The 14,989-nt window shown below is 48.1% G+C and carries 14 protein-coding genes and 3 tRNA genes; 1 reads left to right on the top strand and 16 read right to left on the bottom strand.

The window, feature by feature from the left end; all coding sequences use genetic code 11:
• Positions 1-24: 24 nt before the first annotated feature.
• The 9 genes from DFP83_RS08845 to DFP83_RS08805 form a co-directional block, all read right to left on the bottom strand.
• Entirely contained in the window at positions 25-1,152 is a 1,128-nt protein-coding gene (locus DFP83_RS08845) for a sodium ion-translocating decarboxylase subunit beta (protein ID WP_110574906.1), read from the bottom strand.
• 3 nt (positions 1,153-1,155) lie between these two features.
• Entirely contained in the window at positions 1,156-2,952 is a 1,797-nt protein-coding gene (oadA, locus tag DFP83_RS08840; protein ID WP_110574904.1) for a sodium-extruding oxaloacetate decarboxylase subunit alpha, read from the bottom strand.
• 24 nt (positions 2,953-2,976) lie between these two features.
• Entirely contained in the window at positions 2,977-3,222 is a 246-nt protein-coding gene (locus DFP83_RS08835; protein ID WP_198679852.1) for an OadG family protein, read from the bottom strand.
• Positions 3,223-3,450: 228 nt separating this feature from the next.
• Positions 3,451-3,527, bottom strand: a tRNA-Arg gene (locus tag DFP83_RS08830).
• A gap of 32 nt (positions 3,528-3,559) precedes the next feature.
• Positions 3,560-3,636 (bottom strand) — tRNA-Arg (locus tag DFP83_RS08825).
• 29 nt (positions 3,637-3,665) lie between these two features.
• Positions 3,666-3,758 (bottom strand) — tRNA-Ser (locus DFP83_RS08820).
• 178 nt (positions 3,759-3,936) lie between these two features.
• Positions 3,937-4,128 (bottom strand): carbon storage regulator CsrA, encoded by a 192-nt coding sequence (gene csrA / locus DFP83_RS08815; protein ID WP_110574902.1) that lies wholly within the window; start codon positions 4,126-4,128, stop codon positions 3,937-3,939.
• Between the two features lie 132 nt (positions 4,129-4,260).
• Entirely contained in the window at positions 4,261-6,864 is a 2,604-nt protein-coding gene (alaS, locus tag DFP83_RS08810; protein ID WP_110574901.1) for an alanine--tRNA ligase, read from the bottom strand.
• A 73-nt stretch (positions 6,865-6,937) separates the two neighbouring features.
• Positions 6,938-7,405 carry a regulatory protein RecX gene (locus DFP83_RS08805; protein ID WP_110574899.1) on the bottom strand — a complete coding sequence of 156 codons (468 nt, stop codon included), beginning with the start codon at positions 7,403-7,405 and terminating at the stop codon, positions 6,938-6,940.
• A gap of 46 nt (positions 7,406-7,451) precedes the next feature.
• On the opposite strand from DFP83_RS08805, the gene DFP83_RS08800 reads away from it, so the two are divergent.
• Positions 7,452-8,153, top strand: a complete 702-nt coding sequence (locus DFP83_RS08800) for an SIMPL domain-containing protein (RefSeq protein WP_110574897.1) — start codon at positions 7,452-7,454, stop codon at positions 8,151-8,153.
• Here the strand turns inward: DFP83_RS08800 and DFP83_RS08795 are convergent.
• The 7 genes from DFP83_RS08795 to DFP83_RS08765 are packed head-to-tail and all read right to left on the bottom strand — an operon-like array spanning position 8,146 to position 14,888.
• On the bottom strand, positions 8,146-9,132 hold the full coding sequence (locus DFP83_RS08795; RefSeq protein ID WP_110574895.1) for an agmatine deiminase family protein: 987 nt from the start codon (positions 9,130-9,132) through the stop codon (positions 8,146-8,148). The genes DFP83_RS08800 and DFP83_RS08795 overlap by 8 nt on opposite strands.
• A gap of 12 nt (positions 9,133-9,144) precedes the next feature.
• The gene (gene rluB, locus DFP83_RS08790; RefSeq protein ID WP_110574893.1) at positions 9,145-10,020 is read right to left on the bottom strand and encodes a 23S rRNA pseudouridine(2605) synthase RluB; all 876 of its coding nucleotides are present in this window, start codon (positions 10,018-10,020) and stop codon (positions 9,145-9,147) included.
• Complete coding sequence (gene scpB / locus DFP83_RS08785; RefSeq protein WP_110574891.1) at positions 10,013-10,579, bottom strand: SMC-Scp complex subunit ScpB; 567 nt, start codon at positions 10,577-10,579, stop codon at positions 10,013-10,015. The genes rluB and scpB overlap by 8 nt, the downstream gene beginning before the upstream one ends.
• Positions 10,548-11,372 (bottom strand): segregation and condensation protein A, encoded by an 825-nt coding sequence (locus tag DFP83_RS08780; protein ID WP_110574889.1) that lies wholly within the window; start codon positions 11,370-11,372, stop codon positions 10,548-10,550. Before DFP83_RS08780 ends, scpB begins: the two co-directional genes overlap by 32 nt.
• An 18-nt stretch (positions 11,373-11,390) precedes the next feature.
• Positions 11,391-12,014: an L-threonylcarbamoyladenylate synthase gene (locus tag DFP83_RS08775; RefSeq protein WP_110574888.1), complete on the bottom strand. Its 624-nt coding sequence runs from the start codon at positions 12,012-12,014 to the stop codon at positions 11,391-11,393.
• A gap of 26 nt (positions 12,015-12,040) precedes the next feature.
• Complete coding sequence (locus tag DFP83_RS08770) at positions 12,041-12,907, bottom strand: PHP domain-containing protein (protein WP_110574887.1); 867 nt, start codon at positions 12,905-12,907, stop codon at positions 12,041-12,043.
• Positions 12,858-14,888 carry an NADPH-dependent 2,4-dienoyl-CoA reductase gene (locus DFP83_RS08765; protein WP_110574944.1) on the bottom strand — a complete coding sequence of 677 codons (2,031 nt, stop codon included), beginning with the start codon at positions 14,886-14,888 and terminating at the stop codon, positions 12,858-12,860. The genes DFP83_RS08770 and DFP83_RS08765 overlap by 50 nt, the downstream gene beginning before the upstream one ends.
• Positions 14,889-14,989: the final 101 nt, after the last annotated feature.

Here is a 14,989-nt window from a genome sequence, read left to right as displayed (position 1 = left end):
CCTTTAAGTCACGGGCTGCCGCACTTAGACAAGTGCGAGCAAGATACCTGCAGCTACGGCAGAGCCAAGCACACCTGCGACATTCGGTCCCATGGCATGCATCAGTAGGAAGTTGCTTTGGTTCGAGTCCAACCCGACCTTATTAACCACCCGCGCCGCCATCGGCACTGCCGATACACCCGCCGCTCCAATCAATGGGTTAATTGGATCTTTACTGAATTTACCCATCAGTTTTGCCATAAGAATGCCACTTGCGGTACCAATCGCAAAAGCTATCGCACCCAAAACAAGGATACCGAGCGTCTGGAAGCTGAGAAATTCCTCAGCTTGTAACTTCGAGCCTACCGCCAAGCCCAAGAAGATCGTCACAATGTTGATCAGATCATTTTGAGTGGTTTTAGTTAAACGCTCCACAACGCCTGATTCGCGCATTAAGTTACCCAAGCAAAACATACCGACTAATGGCGTGGCACTTGGTAACAGCAACAAGGTCAATAGAATGACAGCCAGTGGGAAGAAAATCTTCTCACGACGGCCCACCGGACGTAGCTGCTTCATTTTAATTTGGCGTTCTGACTCCGATGTGAGCAGGCGCATAATCGGCGGCTGAATAATAGGCACTAATGCCATATAAGAGTATGCCGCCACCGCAATTGCACCCAGTAAGTCAGGAGCCAGTCGCGAAGCCAAGAAGATCGCCGTCGGTCCATCAGCGCCACCAATGATCGAAATAGCTGCGGCATCGGCCATGGTAAATTCGATACCAGGCACCACATTGAGCGCAATCGCACCAAATAATGTAGCAAAGATACCAAACTGAGCAGCCCCACCAAGCAACATCATCTTAGGGTTAGCAAGCAGTGGACCGAAGTCAGTGAGTGCACCCACCCCCATGAAAATGATCAGGGGAAACATCCCCGTATCAATACCAACCTTGTAGACGTAATACAGCACGCCTCCCGCTTCGGTCAATCCCGCAAGCGGGATATTGGCCAAGATGGCACCGAAGCCAATTGGCAACAATAACAGAGGTTCAAATTTCTTGGCGATAGCCAAAAACAGCAATATACCACCGACAATGATCATCGCCGTCTGTCCAATAGTAATCGCCGACAATCCTGTGGTCTGCCATAACAACGTTAGCTTATCCATCGATTACCCCAGCGTGACCAGTTCATCATCAACCGATACGGCATCGCCCTCTTTTACGTGGACACTGCTCACGGTGCCATCCTGCTCGGCTTTGATATCGGTTTCCATCTTCATCGCTTCCATCACGATAAGCACATCGCCCGCGCTGACCTGGTCGCCTTCGCTGACATTGACTTTAAAGATGTTACCTGCAAGTGGTGCCGACACCGTAGTGCCCTCAGCAGCAGGAGCGCTCTCATTGCTGCCTGACTTAGGTGCAGGCTGAACCGATTCAAGCTCACCTGCGGCGCTGACCGACACTTGATAGGTCTTACCATTCACTGCCACGTCATAGTGTTCTGTGCCACTTGTGTTAGAACTCGTTGCGTTTGCGGTACCCTGCTTCGGTTTATGACTCGGTTGCGAGTCTTCAGCACTCGGGGCAGGTTCGAACGCATCCGGGTTATCGCGGTTCTGTAAAAATTTCAGACCAATTTGTGGAAACAGCGCGTAAGTCAGCACATCATCAACCACATTATCCGCTAACCGAATACCATCTGCTTTTGCTTTCTCATTCAGTTCTTGCGTGAGCTTTTCAAGCTCGTCATCAATCAAGTCGGCAGGCCGACAGGTAATCGGTTCACCACCTTCAAGCACGCGTTGCTGCAGCTCTTTATTTACAGGTGCAGCCGTTGCGCCGTACTCACCTTTCAATACCGCCGCAGTCTCTTTAGAAATGTTTGCATAACGCTCTTTACTCAACACATTGAGCACAGCTTGCGTTCCGACAATCTGTGACGTTGGGGTCACCAAAGGAATGAAGCCAAGGTCTTCACGAACTTTTGGAATCTCCTCAAGGACTTGGTCGAATTTATCCAGTGCATTTTGCTCTTTAAGTTGATTTTCCATGTTGGTGAGCATGCCACCAGGAACCTGCGCGAGTAGAATGCGCGCATCTACCCCTTTCAGCGAGCCCTCAAATTTTGCATATTTCTTGCGAACATCGCGGAAATAACTCGCAATATCTTCGAGCTCCGTAAGCGATAGACCGGTATCGCGATCAGAGCCCTCGGTCATGGCTACTAAGGTTTCTGTTGGCGAATGACCATAGGTCATACTCATTGGAGAAATCGCGGTATCCAGCATATCGATACCCGCATCAATCGATTTTTGATAAGTCGCCACGCTAAGACCTGTCGTAGCATGGCATTGCATAGCGATCGGTAGATTAGTTTTCTCTTTGAGCGCCGACACCAGCTCAAACGCATCATTTGGACGCAACAGACCCGCCATGTCTTTAATGCATAACGAATCGCAACCGAGATCTTCGAGTTCCTGCGCCATTTCGACCCATTTTTCGAGCGTGTGCACTGGCGACACAGTATAAGACATAGTGCCTTGTGCATGACCGTCAACGTCTTTCGCGGCTTTAATCGCCGTCTTAAGGTTACGCACATCGTTCATTGCATCAAAAATGCGGAATACATCCACGCCATTTTCTTTCGCACGCTCAACAAAACGACGGACCACGTCGTCGGCGTAGTGGCGGTAGCCCAACAAGTTTTGACCACGCAATAACATTTGCTGTCGAGTATTCGGCATCGCCTCTTTTAATTTACGAATACGCTCCCACGGATCCTCACCTAAGTAGCGGATACAAGAGTCAAATGTGGCGCCACCCCAAGACTCCACAGACCAAAACCCAATTTTATCGATTTTATCCGCGATAGGCAGCATATCCTCGAGGCGAAGCCGCGTGGCTAATAGCGACTGGTGGGCATCTCTAAATACAAGCTCAGTTAACTTAAGGGGCTTGCTCATATGGAACTCTCCTCGTTATTCGCGTTATTTCTTACGTTGGGTACGGTAAGCGTGAACGGCTGCAGAAATCGCTGCCACAGTATCATCAGAGGGTTCTTTGCCCGCCTTAGATTGCTTACGGGTGCTTCTCGGCGTCGGTTCATGGGTAGCTCCCTTGGGCAGGTATTTCGCCATCAACGACATGACAAAAATCAGCAGCAAAAGAAAGGCAATGACGGTTGTCATACCCACAGCCATAATTTCCGCAGCATTAATAAATAACTCAGACACGACTACTCCTCGCGGATTTCCGTACAATTGTTATAAAAATATTAAATACTATGCTAACAGGCTTAGCAAGCGGATAAAGGGGGATATACTGACTATTCAGTATATAAATGACTAAATTAAAAGAAATATTCGCAAAGAAATCAGTAAGATAAGAGAATAAAAATAAATAGAACAGCCGAAAGGCTAGAAGGTAATGAACTTATAAGTATAAAGGGGTATTCTAAGAAATGGCGCGCTCGGGAGGACTCGAACCTCCAACCGCCTGGTTCGTAGCCAGGTACTCTATCCAGTTGAGCTACGAGCGCGTATTGTGCAGTTAAAATTTTGAGATGAAATATGGCGCGCTCGGGAGGACTCGAACCTCCAACCGCCTGGTTCGTAGCCAGGTACTCTATCCAGTTGAGCTACGAGCGCAAACATTATTTCATGCAACGTTAAGTATATGGCGGAGAGGGAGGGATTCGAACCCTCGATAGGGCTACAAACCCTATACTCCCTTAGCAGGGGAGCGCCTTCAGCCACTCGGCCACCTCTCCCTAACGTTGTGGCGTGCATTCTAGCGAGACTGACAATAATGTCAATTGCTTTTTTCCCTTTTTATGACTAAGCGTGGGATATTTAACCATCTCGATGATTTTTTATTCAAAACCCACTAAAAAAGAAAAAAGCCAGCTTAAAGCTGGCTTTTATTAGGCGGAACAGTAAACAAAAATTTTATTCTTTGTCTGGTTGCTCCTCGTCCGTCTCAGACTGAATCCGCATGTAAATTTCTTCACGATGAACAGAAACGTCTTTAGGTGCATTGACGCCGATTCGAACCTGATTACCTTTAACACCTAACACTGTGACAGAAACGTCGTCCCCAATCATCAATGTTTCGCCAACTCGGCGAGTTAAAATTAACATACATTACTCCTTAAATACTGTTCCGCGTTCAGCTTGATTAAGAACGGTTCCTTGAACGTTAATAGCTAAATTTACCTTAGAGTGTAACAAGTTATGTCTTCATTACACTATACTGACTATTATAAATTCAAGTTATTTTTTGAATGACTGCTCTAGCCAGCTTGTTGCTGTTGCCAAAGCTTCACTCAAATGCTCTGGGTTTGAGCCGCCAGCTTGTGCCATATCGGGACGACCTCCGCCCTTACCACCCACTACATTGGCGGCTTGATTAACCAAATCTCCAGCCTTAATCGTCGAGGTGAGGTCTTTAGTGACTCCAGCTATCAAACTGACCTTCGTTCCTTGAGCAGTGGCTAATAATACGACGCCAGAACCTAATTGGTTCTTTAAGTCATCAACGATACCGCGCAATGCCTTCGCTTCAGTGTCTTCAAGTTGAGCAACGATAACCTTGTGACCGTTCATCTCTACCGCTTGTTGGATGAGACCACCACCTGCCTGTTGGGCAAGCTTCTGTTGCAGCTGTTCCGCTTTGCGTTCAAGCTCACGATATTTACCTTGTAACTGCTCGACTTTCGTAATTAGACCTTGTTCATCGGTCTTGAACTCTGACGTCAGTTGATTGAGGATCGCTTGTTGCTGTGCCATAAATTCAATAGCAGCGGCGCCTGTAACCACTTCTAAGCGACGAACGCCGGATGCGATACCTGTTTCATGAATAATTCGAAATAAGCCGATATCGCCCGTTGCAGCAACATGAGTACCACCACATAACTCCATCGAAAACTCACCCATGCGGACAACACGTACGTCATCGTCATATTTTTCGCCAAACAGCGCCATCGCACCCGCTTTCTTCGCTTCATCGATATTCATCACCTGCGTCGTTAGGCGAATATTTTTGCGGATCTGTTCGTTAACGACACGCTCGAGTTCTGCAATTTGTGCTTTACTGAGCGGTTCAAAATGGGCAAAGTCAAAACGCATGCGTTCAGCTTCAACCAACGAGCCTTTTTGCTGTACATGGTCACCCAGAATATCGCGCAACGCAGCATGCAATAAATGCGTCGCCGAGTGATTACGGCGAATGTTGTCACGGCGCTCAGCATCAATTTCAGCATTAACCGCATCACCCAGTTTAAGGGTACAGTTTGCTTCACCATGATGAGCAATGGCTTTGCCAATATACTGAGTATCCGTCACATTAAATTGACCTTGCTCAACATTCAGCACGCCTGTGTCACCTACTTGACCGCCACTTTCTGCGTAAAACGGCGTGTTGCCAAGTACCACAACACCCTGTTGCCCTGCTTCGAGTTGCTCAACAGCCTGTCCATCGTGAAATAACTCAACGATTGTGGTATGTGCTTTCGCTTCTGTGTAGCCATCAAAAACAGATTCCGTGGTGGCTTTAACTTGCGCGTTATAATCCACACCAAATTGTGATGCTTTTTGAGCCCGTTCACGTTGCGCTTGCATCGCCGCATTAAACCCGTCTTCATCAATCACCAGGTCATTTTCGCGGGCGATATCGGCAGTCAAATCCATTGGGAAGCCGTAGGTATCATATAGCTTGAATACCACCTCACCGTTTAACGTATTACCCGATAACTGCTTAATCTCGTCGTTTAAAATCGCTAAACCACGCTCCAGTGTTTTCTCAAACTGTTGTTCTTCACGTTTTAACGCATCTTCGATGATGTGGCGTTTCTCAACCAGTTCTGGATAAGCCTCACCCATGAGCTTCACCAACTCGTCGACCAACTGATAGAAGAAGGTTTGTTTTGCTCCCAGCAAATTGCCGTGACGAACCGCGCGACGGATAATACGGCGCAGAACGTAGCCACGACCTTCGTTCGATGGCATAACACCATCAGCGATTAGAAACGAGCATGAACGGATATGGTCGGCAATAACACGCAGTGACTTACTGCTTAAGTCGCTAACACCGATGATATCGGCGCTACGTTTTATGAGCGCTTGGAATGTATCAATTTCATAGTTGCTATGAACGCCTTGCAAAATTGCAGCAATACGTTCGAGCCCCATACCGGTATCGATAGATGGGTTAGGTAAAGGTTCCATGGTACCGTCAGCTTGACGGTTGTATTGCATGAAGACCAGGTTCCAGATTTCAATGTAGCGGTCGCCGTCTTCTTCAGGCGTTCCCGGAGGACCACCCCATACTTCAGGACCATGGTCATAGAACACTTCTGAACACGGACCGCACGGTCCCGTATCACCCATTGACCAAAAGTTATCTTTGACACCAATGCGAGAAATACGATCTTCTGGCACACCGATGTGTTTCGCCCAAATATCATAGGCTTCATCGTCTTCTTCAAATACCGTCACCCAAAGTTTTTCTGCTGGCAGTTGCAGTTCTTGAGTGAGGAAGTGCCAGGCAAATTCGATCGCTTCGGTTTTGAAGTAATCACCAAAGCTAAAGTTACCTAGCATTTCAAAAAACGTGTGATGGCGCGCAGTATAACCGACGTTTTCGAGGTCATTATGTTTTCCACCCGCTCGCAAACAACGTTGTGCGGATGTCGCTCGGCTGTAATTACGCTTATCAGTACCTAGAAATACATCTTTAAAAGGCACCATGCCCGCATTGGTAAATAATAATGTGGGGTCATTGGCGGGAATCATTGAAGCAGAAGGTACACGTTGGTGACCTCGTTGCTCAAAAAACTGAATAAATTTTTCTCGAATTTCAGCGCTTGTAATGCTCATTAAACACCCTGTTTTTTGCACGCATTTGTCATAATTAATGATCGACTAGATTACCATGTGAAGTGTTTGATCACTAGTCATCATCATTGGCTTGTATCGCAAATTTGATTTGTTCTTGAGAAAACCCACGTTGCATTAAAAATCGTGCTCGTTTAGCCCAATCTTTGCGATCAGTAGGTCGTGTTGAGCCAAACTTACTTTGATAAACTTGCTGGCATAAATCGAACCAGTCGACCTCCTGTTGATCAAGTGCTTGTTCGATTAATGCCTTGTCGATGCCACGCTGCTGCGTCGCCTGCGCAACGATTTTCGTCCGCCCTTGTCGCTGCATGACTTTCTCGCGCGCAAAACTTTGCGCAAACCGCTCATCACTTTGCCAACCCTCTTGACGCATGCGATCAACGACTTGCTCAATTAGTTTGCGTTCAAAGTCGCGTTGGCTTAATTTGTAAATTAATTCAAAACGACTATGTTCTCGCTTAGTTAATAGTTTAAAACATTTCTCTCTGAGCACTTGCTCATCATCATCTGAACTTTTCAAACTGTATTTACTCCAACGTACAACTGAATAGCAAAGGATAAGCTTTATGAAACCACTATTACCCACACGGAACTTCATTTTTGCCACCGCATTGGCACTTATTGCCAGTGCATCGTTCACTGCCCATGCCCAAACAACGCCTGACCAGATCCGTGTCACTGGCGCAGCGTCGGCGTCAGCGGTGCCCGATCAGGTGAGTTTACAGTTTAGCATTGAGCAACGCGGCGATAAATTAAGTGCCATGAAAGATCAGGTCGATCAGGCAACGCAAAAACTTTTACGAGACTTGGTTAAACGGGACGTGCCTGAACGCAATATACGTTCATATCAACTACAAGTGTATCCGCAATACCAAAACGATGATGGTCAAACGAAACAAGATGGCTTCGTCGTAATGCGCGAAATCTCGATTACTCTTCCTGATATCGAACAATATGACCAGATCGTTGATTTAGCCTTGGCGCAAGGTGTAACTCGCGTCAGTCAGGTGCGTTTTGAGGTATCCAATCAGAAAGACTTATATCAGCGTGCGCTGGCTGATGCCTATGCGGCTGCCCGAGATAAAGCAACACAGTTAGCGGGCGTTGCTGACCGTGAGTTGGGCTCAGTGCTGGAAATCACCGAGCAATCCTATCCTCGTCCGGTGGTGTTTCATATGGCCGAAGCGCGTATGGATGCTAAATCAGCGTCAATGCCAGGCGAACAACAAATTGAAGCTCGCTTAGAAATTGTGTTTTCGCTTAAATAACAGGCAGAGGAATGTCGGCGGGCACCTGGTGCGACACGCAGTGCAGTCCGCCACCGCCGAGCACCAACTCCCGTGCAGGGTGACTCAGCACTTTTCGACCGCCCGCGTGACGTTGAATGATAGCGAATACTTCAGCGTCCGTGGGTAACTCAAATTCCGGCACCACAATCACTTTATCAGTGACAATTAGGTTGGTATAACTGCAACAAATGGGCAGCGTCATATCGCGCACCAGACTGTTGCCATCACTCATGATACCGGCTCTATCCTGCTCTCGCGGCTGTTGCGGCAATGGCAACGGTAGCGCCACTTTAGCAATATGTTCAGGTAGCTGTGCCACTGTTTCAGCCAATTTTTGGCAGGTCTCGTAGTCTGGATGCGAAACATCATCTGTAGCACAGTAAATCAACGTATCTTCAGCGATGAACAACGCTAAGTTATCCATGTGCCCGCTGGTCTCATCAGCACTCAGCTTGCCATCAAAAAAGTGTACATCGAGCCCTGCCAAGCTTTGTTCGACACGGCGAGATAATTGCCGTTGTGTTAACTCAGGCTGGCGTGACTTGAGTGCGGCTAAACCCATTAATGCAACCTGACCGTTATGTGTCAGCATACCGCCCTCACCAATCAGCTTAGAAACCGGATACAGATGGTCGGCGAATAATTGTTCAGGTAATTGGCTGTCTTGTTCGATAGTCTGTTGCACATCACCCCAGCCATCAAATTCCATCAACAAGCCGCGCCACTGCCCAGCATCCTCTTGATACCATAACGGCAAGATATCCCGCATCCAGATATCATCGTAGGAAACGGTTTGTGGTGTCAGCAAACAGATGGGATGATACTGACGCAGTAATTGCGCGAGTGCGTCAATGCATTTACGTGCCGGCCGTGCGGATTGTCTCCACACGTCACGGCGATACGGCTGCGCTAGCACGATCTGCTGATCGGCCGCAAAATCAGGACGCCAATAAACCATAAACAACTCAGCTTATTTACGTTTATTTTTATTAACGCGCTGCGCTTCACGCAGGCGATCTTTGCGTTTTGAAGTCGCTCGGCGGATTTTAGCGAACTTACGTTGCTTAGACTCTTGATGACGCGGATCGATGAAAGACTTATCCTCAGGAGGTAAGCCCACTTTAGCGCGTAGCTCGTTCACCTGTTCGAGGTCTAATTCACTCCAACCGCCTTGCGGAAGTCCTGATTCAAGCTTAATGTCGCCATAACGAACACGGATCAAGCGGCTCACCTGAACCTCTTGGCTCTCCCATAAACGTCGTACTTCGCGATTACGCCCTTCTTTTAAAGTCACATGGTACCAGTGGTTCATGCCTTCACCGCCACCAGCCGCTTTAATGGTATCGAATTGTGCGACACCGTCTTCAAGTTGCACGCCTTTTTTCAGGCGGTTGATCATTGCATCGGTGACTTCGCCAAAAATACGCACAGCGTATTCTCGTTCGACTTCTTGGCTTGGGTGCATTAACCGGTTCGCCAGTTCACCATCGGTGGTAAACAACAGCAAACCCGATGTGTTTACATCCAGACGACCTACCGCGACCCAACGCGCGCCGCTCATTCGTGGTAAACGCTCATAAACCGTTGGGCGACCCTCAGGATCTTTGCGTGTGCACAGTTCGCCCTCAGGTTTGTGATAGGTGAGAACGCGGCAAACAACTGAGCTTTCAGATTTAATCACAACCTCATGACCATCGATACGCACCGATGCATCAGCGTCAATGCGCTCACCCACCTGTGCTACTTTGCCATTCACTCGTATTCGCCCAGCGCCAATCATCGCTTCGATTTCACGGCGTGAACCATATCCAGAACGGGCTAACACTTTTTGTAACTTCTCAGTCATGAAGATCTTCTCTCTCAGTTATCGCTGTCTCAGCGGTAGTCTCGTCAGTAAAATCAATAGATGGTAACTCTGACAAGTTTGTTAAATTAAAATCATCCAAAAATTGCGCAGTGGTTCCGTAAAGCTGCGGTCGTCCAGGTACCTCTTTTTGTCCCACCACCGTAATCCACTGCCGTTCTTGTAATGTTTTAATAATATTCGAGCTTACGCTTACACCACGTACTTGCTCAATTTCGCCCCGCGTAATGGGTTGCCGATAGGCAATTAATGCCAAGGTTTCAAGCAACGCTTGCGAGTAACGTGCCGGTCGCTCCTGCCATAAGCCAGCGAGCGACTCGCCAAATTCTGGGCGCGTCTGAAAACGAAACCCAGAAGCGACTTTAACGAGTTCAATGCCACGGTCATGATAATCATCTTGTAGGCTTTTTAAGGCTGACTTTACACCATTCAATGATACGCCTTGCCTCTCAAACAGCTCGTGCAACCGTTGTGCAGACAACGGCTGTGGGTGCGCAAATAACGCAGCTTCAATCAGTTGTTTCAGTTGCTTCTTGTTCATCAAATGAGGCTTTTCTACGCAGATGGATTTCGCTCATCGGTGTTACTTGTGACAATTCTATCATTGATTCCTTCACAAGTTCCAAAATTGCTAAAAAACTTACCACAGCGCCAGCTCGTCCCTCGGTTTTACTGAACAGCTGAGCAAAGCGCAAATAAGGCTGCGTTTGTAATTGGTTTAAAATCCGACTCATCCGCTCGCGCGTCGACAGCTGCTCGCGCTGAATGTGATGATGTGCATTCAACTTAAGTTGATTCAAAATGCGGCTGAAGGCCAACGTCAAATCTTCCAAGCTCACTTCCGGTGGCTCCGTCGTAACAAACGCTCGAGCATTCGTATCGACCTCCGATAACCACATGTCGCGACCGACTTGCGGCTGCTCATCGATGTATTCGGCACCATGACGAATCGCTTCATACTCGCGCAAACGTCTGACCAACTCCGCACGCGGGTCCTCTTCTTCCTCATCGACCTGTGGCGGTTTAGGCAGTAGCAATCGACTTTTAATTTCCGCCAACATCGCTGCCATCACCAAATAATCCGCAGCTAACTCCAACTTCAGTTCTTTCATCATCTCGACATACTGAACATACTGCCGCGTTATGGTCAGCACCGGAATATCAACCACATCAAATTTTTGTCGACGGATTAAATACAGCAACAGATCCATTGGCCCCGAGAAGGCTTCGAGGATCACTTCGAGTGCATCAGGCGGTATGTAGAGGTCCTCCGGCTTTTCAATCACCGGCTCGCCGCGCACAAAGCCTAGGGGTAAGGATTGCTGTTCCGCCACGACCCTATACTGACCTAGTTAAAACTCAAACGGTTGAGTATCACCCGAACCGCCACGAATAACCACAGGCGCTCCCTCGGACAAATCAACAACGGTCGTCGGCTCTTCACCTTTGTGGCCGCCATCAACAATGAGGTCGACACGCTTCTCAAGTTGCTCGCGGATCGCTTCGGGATCAGATTCTGCCAACTCGTTATTACCTAAAATCAAGCTCGTTGACATCAGGGGCTCGTTCAATTCTTCCAGAATGGCGAGCGCAATACGGTTAGTTGGCACGCGAATACCAATAGTCTTACGTTTGGGGTTGAGCAGGCGCTTAGGAACTTCTTTGGTGCCTTTTAAAATAAAAGTGTAAGGTCCTGGCGTATTATTTTTTAACAGTCGAAACGCATCGTTATCGACACGCGCATAGGTCGAGAGTTCAGAGAGATCACGACACATCAGCGTAAAGTTATGTTCTTTATCGATATCACGGATCTGACAAATACGATCAACCGCCTTCTTATCACCTATTTGACAGCCGATCGCGTAACCCGAATCAGTCGGATACACGACAATACCGCCTTGACGAATAATATCGACGGCTTGTTGAATTAGCCGCTTTTGCGGATTCATCGGATGTACTTCAAAATATTGGCTCATAGCCCCTCCATACCTAGGTGTGGTCTTTAACTGAACCAGTCATTCCATATTGGCACACAAGCTGCCGGCAGACAAAGATTTTTGCCCAGATCGCGCCACTGTGAGGGATAGTGAAAATCGGAGCCTTGTGAAGCTTTTAGCTCAAAATCATGGGCAAATTCGGCGAGCGCTGATCGTTGACCTAACGTTTGTTGACCGATGCTCACTTCGATAGCATCGAGCCCCCATGCTTTGCCTTCGCCGATAAGTTTTCGTAGCCATTTATTAGAGAGTTGATACGCGTGAGGGTGGGCTAACACGGCGCTGCCTCCAGCCTCATGTATTGCCTTGATTGCGTGTCCGATAGAACACCATTGAGGCCGTACATAGGCAAAGTTACCTTTACCGATAAAGCGATCAAACGCCTTTTGTACTTTATCCACATAGCCTTGCTGAACCAATTGATCAGCAATGTGTTTTCGGGTCGGAATACCGTCGTTGTCAATTTCGACGTTGATGTCGCGGGAGGCAAGTTTTTCGACAATCGCATCGATGCGCTGCTGACGCCGCGTTTGTTGTGTTTGCAATAAGCGTTGCAGGCTCGGGTGTTGTTCATCCATGTTCAAACCGACAATATGTATCTCGAAGCTTTCCCACCAACAGGATAACTCAACACCCGAAACCAGTTTTAGATCATAATTTGATTGCTCGATATGCTGACGTGCCTCGGCAACCCCTGCCACATTGTCGTGATCGGTGATCGCCAAAACAGACACACCGTTCGCCTGTGCCCTGTCGATCAGTTCGGGCACTGTTAGGCTGCCGTCGGAATGAGTAGTATGGCAATGTAAATCGATTATCAAATTAGATCCTTGCTGCGAGTTCCGCCCCTTGACGAATCGCTCGTTTGGCATCCAGCTCAGCGGCCACATCGGCGCCACCGATCAAGTGCACGGGTCGTCCCTGTTGTTCGAGTGACGATTGTAACGCGCGCAGCGGAACCTGTCCTGCACAAATCACTATTGTGTCCACTTTAATCAACTGCTCCTCACCGTCGCGTTCGATCAACAGACCGTCAGCAGTGACTTTTTTATAGCTCACGCCGTTCCACATATGGACATTTTTACTTTTCAACTCGGTGCGATGCACCCAACCCGACGTTTTTCCAAGTCCCTTGCCGACTTTACTCTCTTTGCGCTGCAGTAACCAAACTTCGCGTGAACTGCGCTCTGGTTGTTGCTTTTTCAAACCGCCTCGCGTTTCGTAGGATTTATCGATCCCCCAACGCTCACTCCATGCCGACTCATCTAACGTCAGTTGTTCTTCGGTCGTAAGGTATTCCGCCACATCAAAGCCAATGCCCCCGGCTCCAATTAGCGCAACCCGTTGGCCCACGGGTTTATGGTCGCGCAACACATCAAGGTAGCTTAAGACATGTGGCTGATCGATACCTTCGATATCAACCTGACGGGGCGATACACCTGTTGCCAGAATAATTTCATCAAAACCTGCTTCGGCTAAGCTCTCTGCTGACTGTTCCTGACCAAGCACGCGTTTAACACCTGCATCGTTCAAACGCTCATCAAAATAGCGCAATGTTTCGAAAAACTCTTCCTTACCCGGTATCTGCTTTGCGTAATTAAACTGGCCACCAATAACTTGCGACTTATCAAAAATAGTGACGTCGTGCCCGCGTTCCGCGGCGAAACACGCGAACGCCAAACCGGCAGGTCCGGCCCCTACGACGGCAAGTCGTTTCGGCGTTGTTGCTGGCCGCATGACCAATTCAGTCTCGTAACATGCCAAAGGATTAACCAAGCACGAAGCACGTTTATTCGAAAAGACGTGGTCGAGGCATGCTTGATTGCACGCAATACAGGTGTTTATTTTCTCGGGCTGCTGACGCTGCGCTTTAATTACTAAGTCGGGATCCGCTAACAATGGACGAGCCATCGACACCATATCCGCCTGCCCAGTTGATAAAATATGCTCAGCAATTTCAGGCGTGTTGATACGGTTAACGGCCACCACTGGCACCGATAATGATTGCTTAACCCGCTCGGTAATCCAAGCAAAGGCGCCACGTGGGACTGAGGTCACAATCGTAGGAACGCGTGCCTCGTGCCAGCCGATCCCGGTGTTGATGATTGTTACACCCGCTTTTTCAAGCAGTTGGCCCAACTCAATAACCTCATCCAAGGTATGACCGTCCTCGACTAAATCCAGCATCGATAAACGAAAGATAATAATGAAGTCGTTGCCGACTTGTTCACGCACTCGATTCACAATCGCAAGCGCTAGGCGACTGCGCCCACTAAAGTCGCCGCCCCATTTATCGCTACGTTTGTTTGTTCTTGGACAAAGAAACTGGTTAATCAAATAGCCTTCCGAGCCCATGATTTCGACGCCATCATAACCTGCTTTCTGCGCAAGCTTGGCACAACGCCCGTAGTGGCTGATGGTATTGGTAATTTGGCGCTCACTCATTGCCTTGGGCGTAAACGGAGTGATAGGTGCTTTAATTGCACTGGGCGCTAGCGAGAATGGATGATAACTGTAACGACCCGCATGCAAAATCTGTAAACAAATCTTACTATCATGCTTGTGCACGGCGTTAGTCACCTGTCGATGTTTAGCTACATGCCACGGCTTTGACAACTCACTGCCAAACGGCGCTAATCGGCCCCGAAAGTTCGGGCTAATACCACCGGTGACAATTAAACCCACCCCCCCTTTCGCACGTGCTTCATAAAAAGCGGCTAATTTTTCAAAGCCGTTTTTTTCTTCTTCCAAACCGGTATGCATCGATCCCATCAATACGCGGTTTTTGAGTTGGGTAAAGCCAAGGTCCAGTGGTGTGAAGAGCGTTGGATATTGTTGTTTGTTCGCTACCATCGTCATTAATCTCTATTTTAAACGGGCGTTTAATTTTAGCTCACTCTATACCTTTATGGATATTTGCTCAAGCCTATCAATAGTCGTATTTGTTCGCGCAA

The organism is Idiomarina fontislapidosi (assembly GCF_003226255.1).
GTDB classification, from domain to species: Bacteria; Pseudomonadota; Gammaproteobacteria; order Enterobacterales; family Alteromonadaceae; genus Idiomarina; species Idiomarina fontislapidosi.
This window is presented reverse-complemented; position numbering and strand designations above follow the sequence as displayed.

What these genes read in the sequence shown, in the direction of transcription:
- DFP83_RS08770 (WP_110574887.1), bottom strand. Translation starts at nt 12,907, where the DNA reads ATGCCAAACGAGCGATTCGTCAAGGGGCGGAACTCGCAGCAAGGATCT.
- DFP83_RS08845 (WP_110574906.1), bottom strand. Translation starts at nt 1,152, where the DNA reads ATGGATAAGCTAACGTTGTTATGGCAGACCACAGGATTGTCGGCGATT.
- csrA (WP_110574902.1), bottom strand. Translation starts at nt 4,128, where the DNA reads ATGTTAATTTTAACTCGCCGAGTTGGCGAAACATTGATGATTGGGGAC.
- rluB (WP_110574893.1), bottom strand. Translation starts at nt 10,020, where the DNA reads ATGACTGAGAAGTTACAAAAAGTGTTAGCCCGTTCTGGATATGGTTCA.
- scpB (WP_110574891.1), bottom strand. Translation starts at nt 10,579, where the DNA reads ATGAACAAGAAGCAACTGAAACAACTGATTGAAGCTGCGTTATTTGCG.
- oadA (WP_110574904.1), bottom strand. Translation starts at nt 2,952, where the DNA reads ATGAGCAAGCCCCTTAAGTTAACTGAGCTTGTATTTAGAGATGCCCAC.
- DFP83_RS08765 (WP_110574944.1), bottom strand. Translation starts at nt 14,888, where the DNA reads ATGGTAGCGAACAAACAACAATATCCAACGCTCTTCACACCACTGGAC.
- DFP83_RS08795 (WP_110574895.1), bottom strand. Translation starts at nt 9,132, where the DNA reads ATGGTTTATTGGCGTCCTGATTTTGCGGCCGATCAGCAGATCGTGCTA.
- alaS (WP_110574901.1), bottom strand. Translation starts at nt 6,864, where the DNA reads ATGAGCATTACAAGCGCTGAAATTCGAGAAAAATTTATTCAGTTTTTT.
- DFP83_RS08775 (WP_110574888.1), bottom strand. Translation starts at nt 12,014, where the DNA reads ATGAGCCAATATTTTGAAGTACATCCGATGAATCCGCAAAAGCGGCTA.
- DFP83_RS08800 (WP_110574897.1), top strand. Translation starts at nt 7,452, where the DNA reads ATGAAACCACTATTACCCACACGGAACTTCATTTTTGCCACCGCATTG.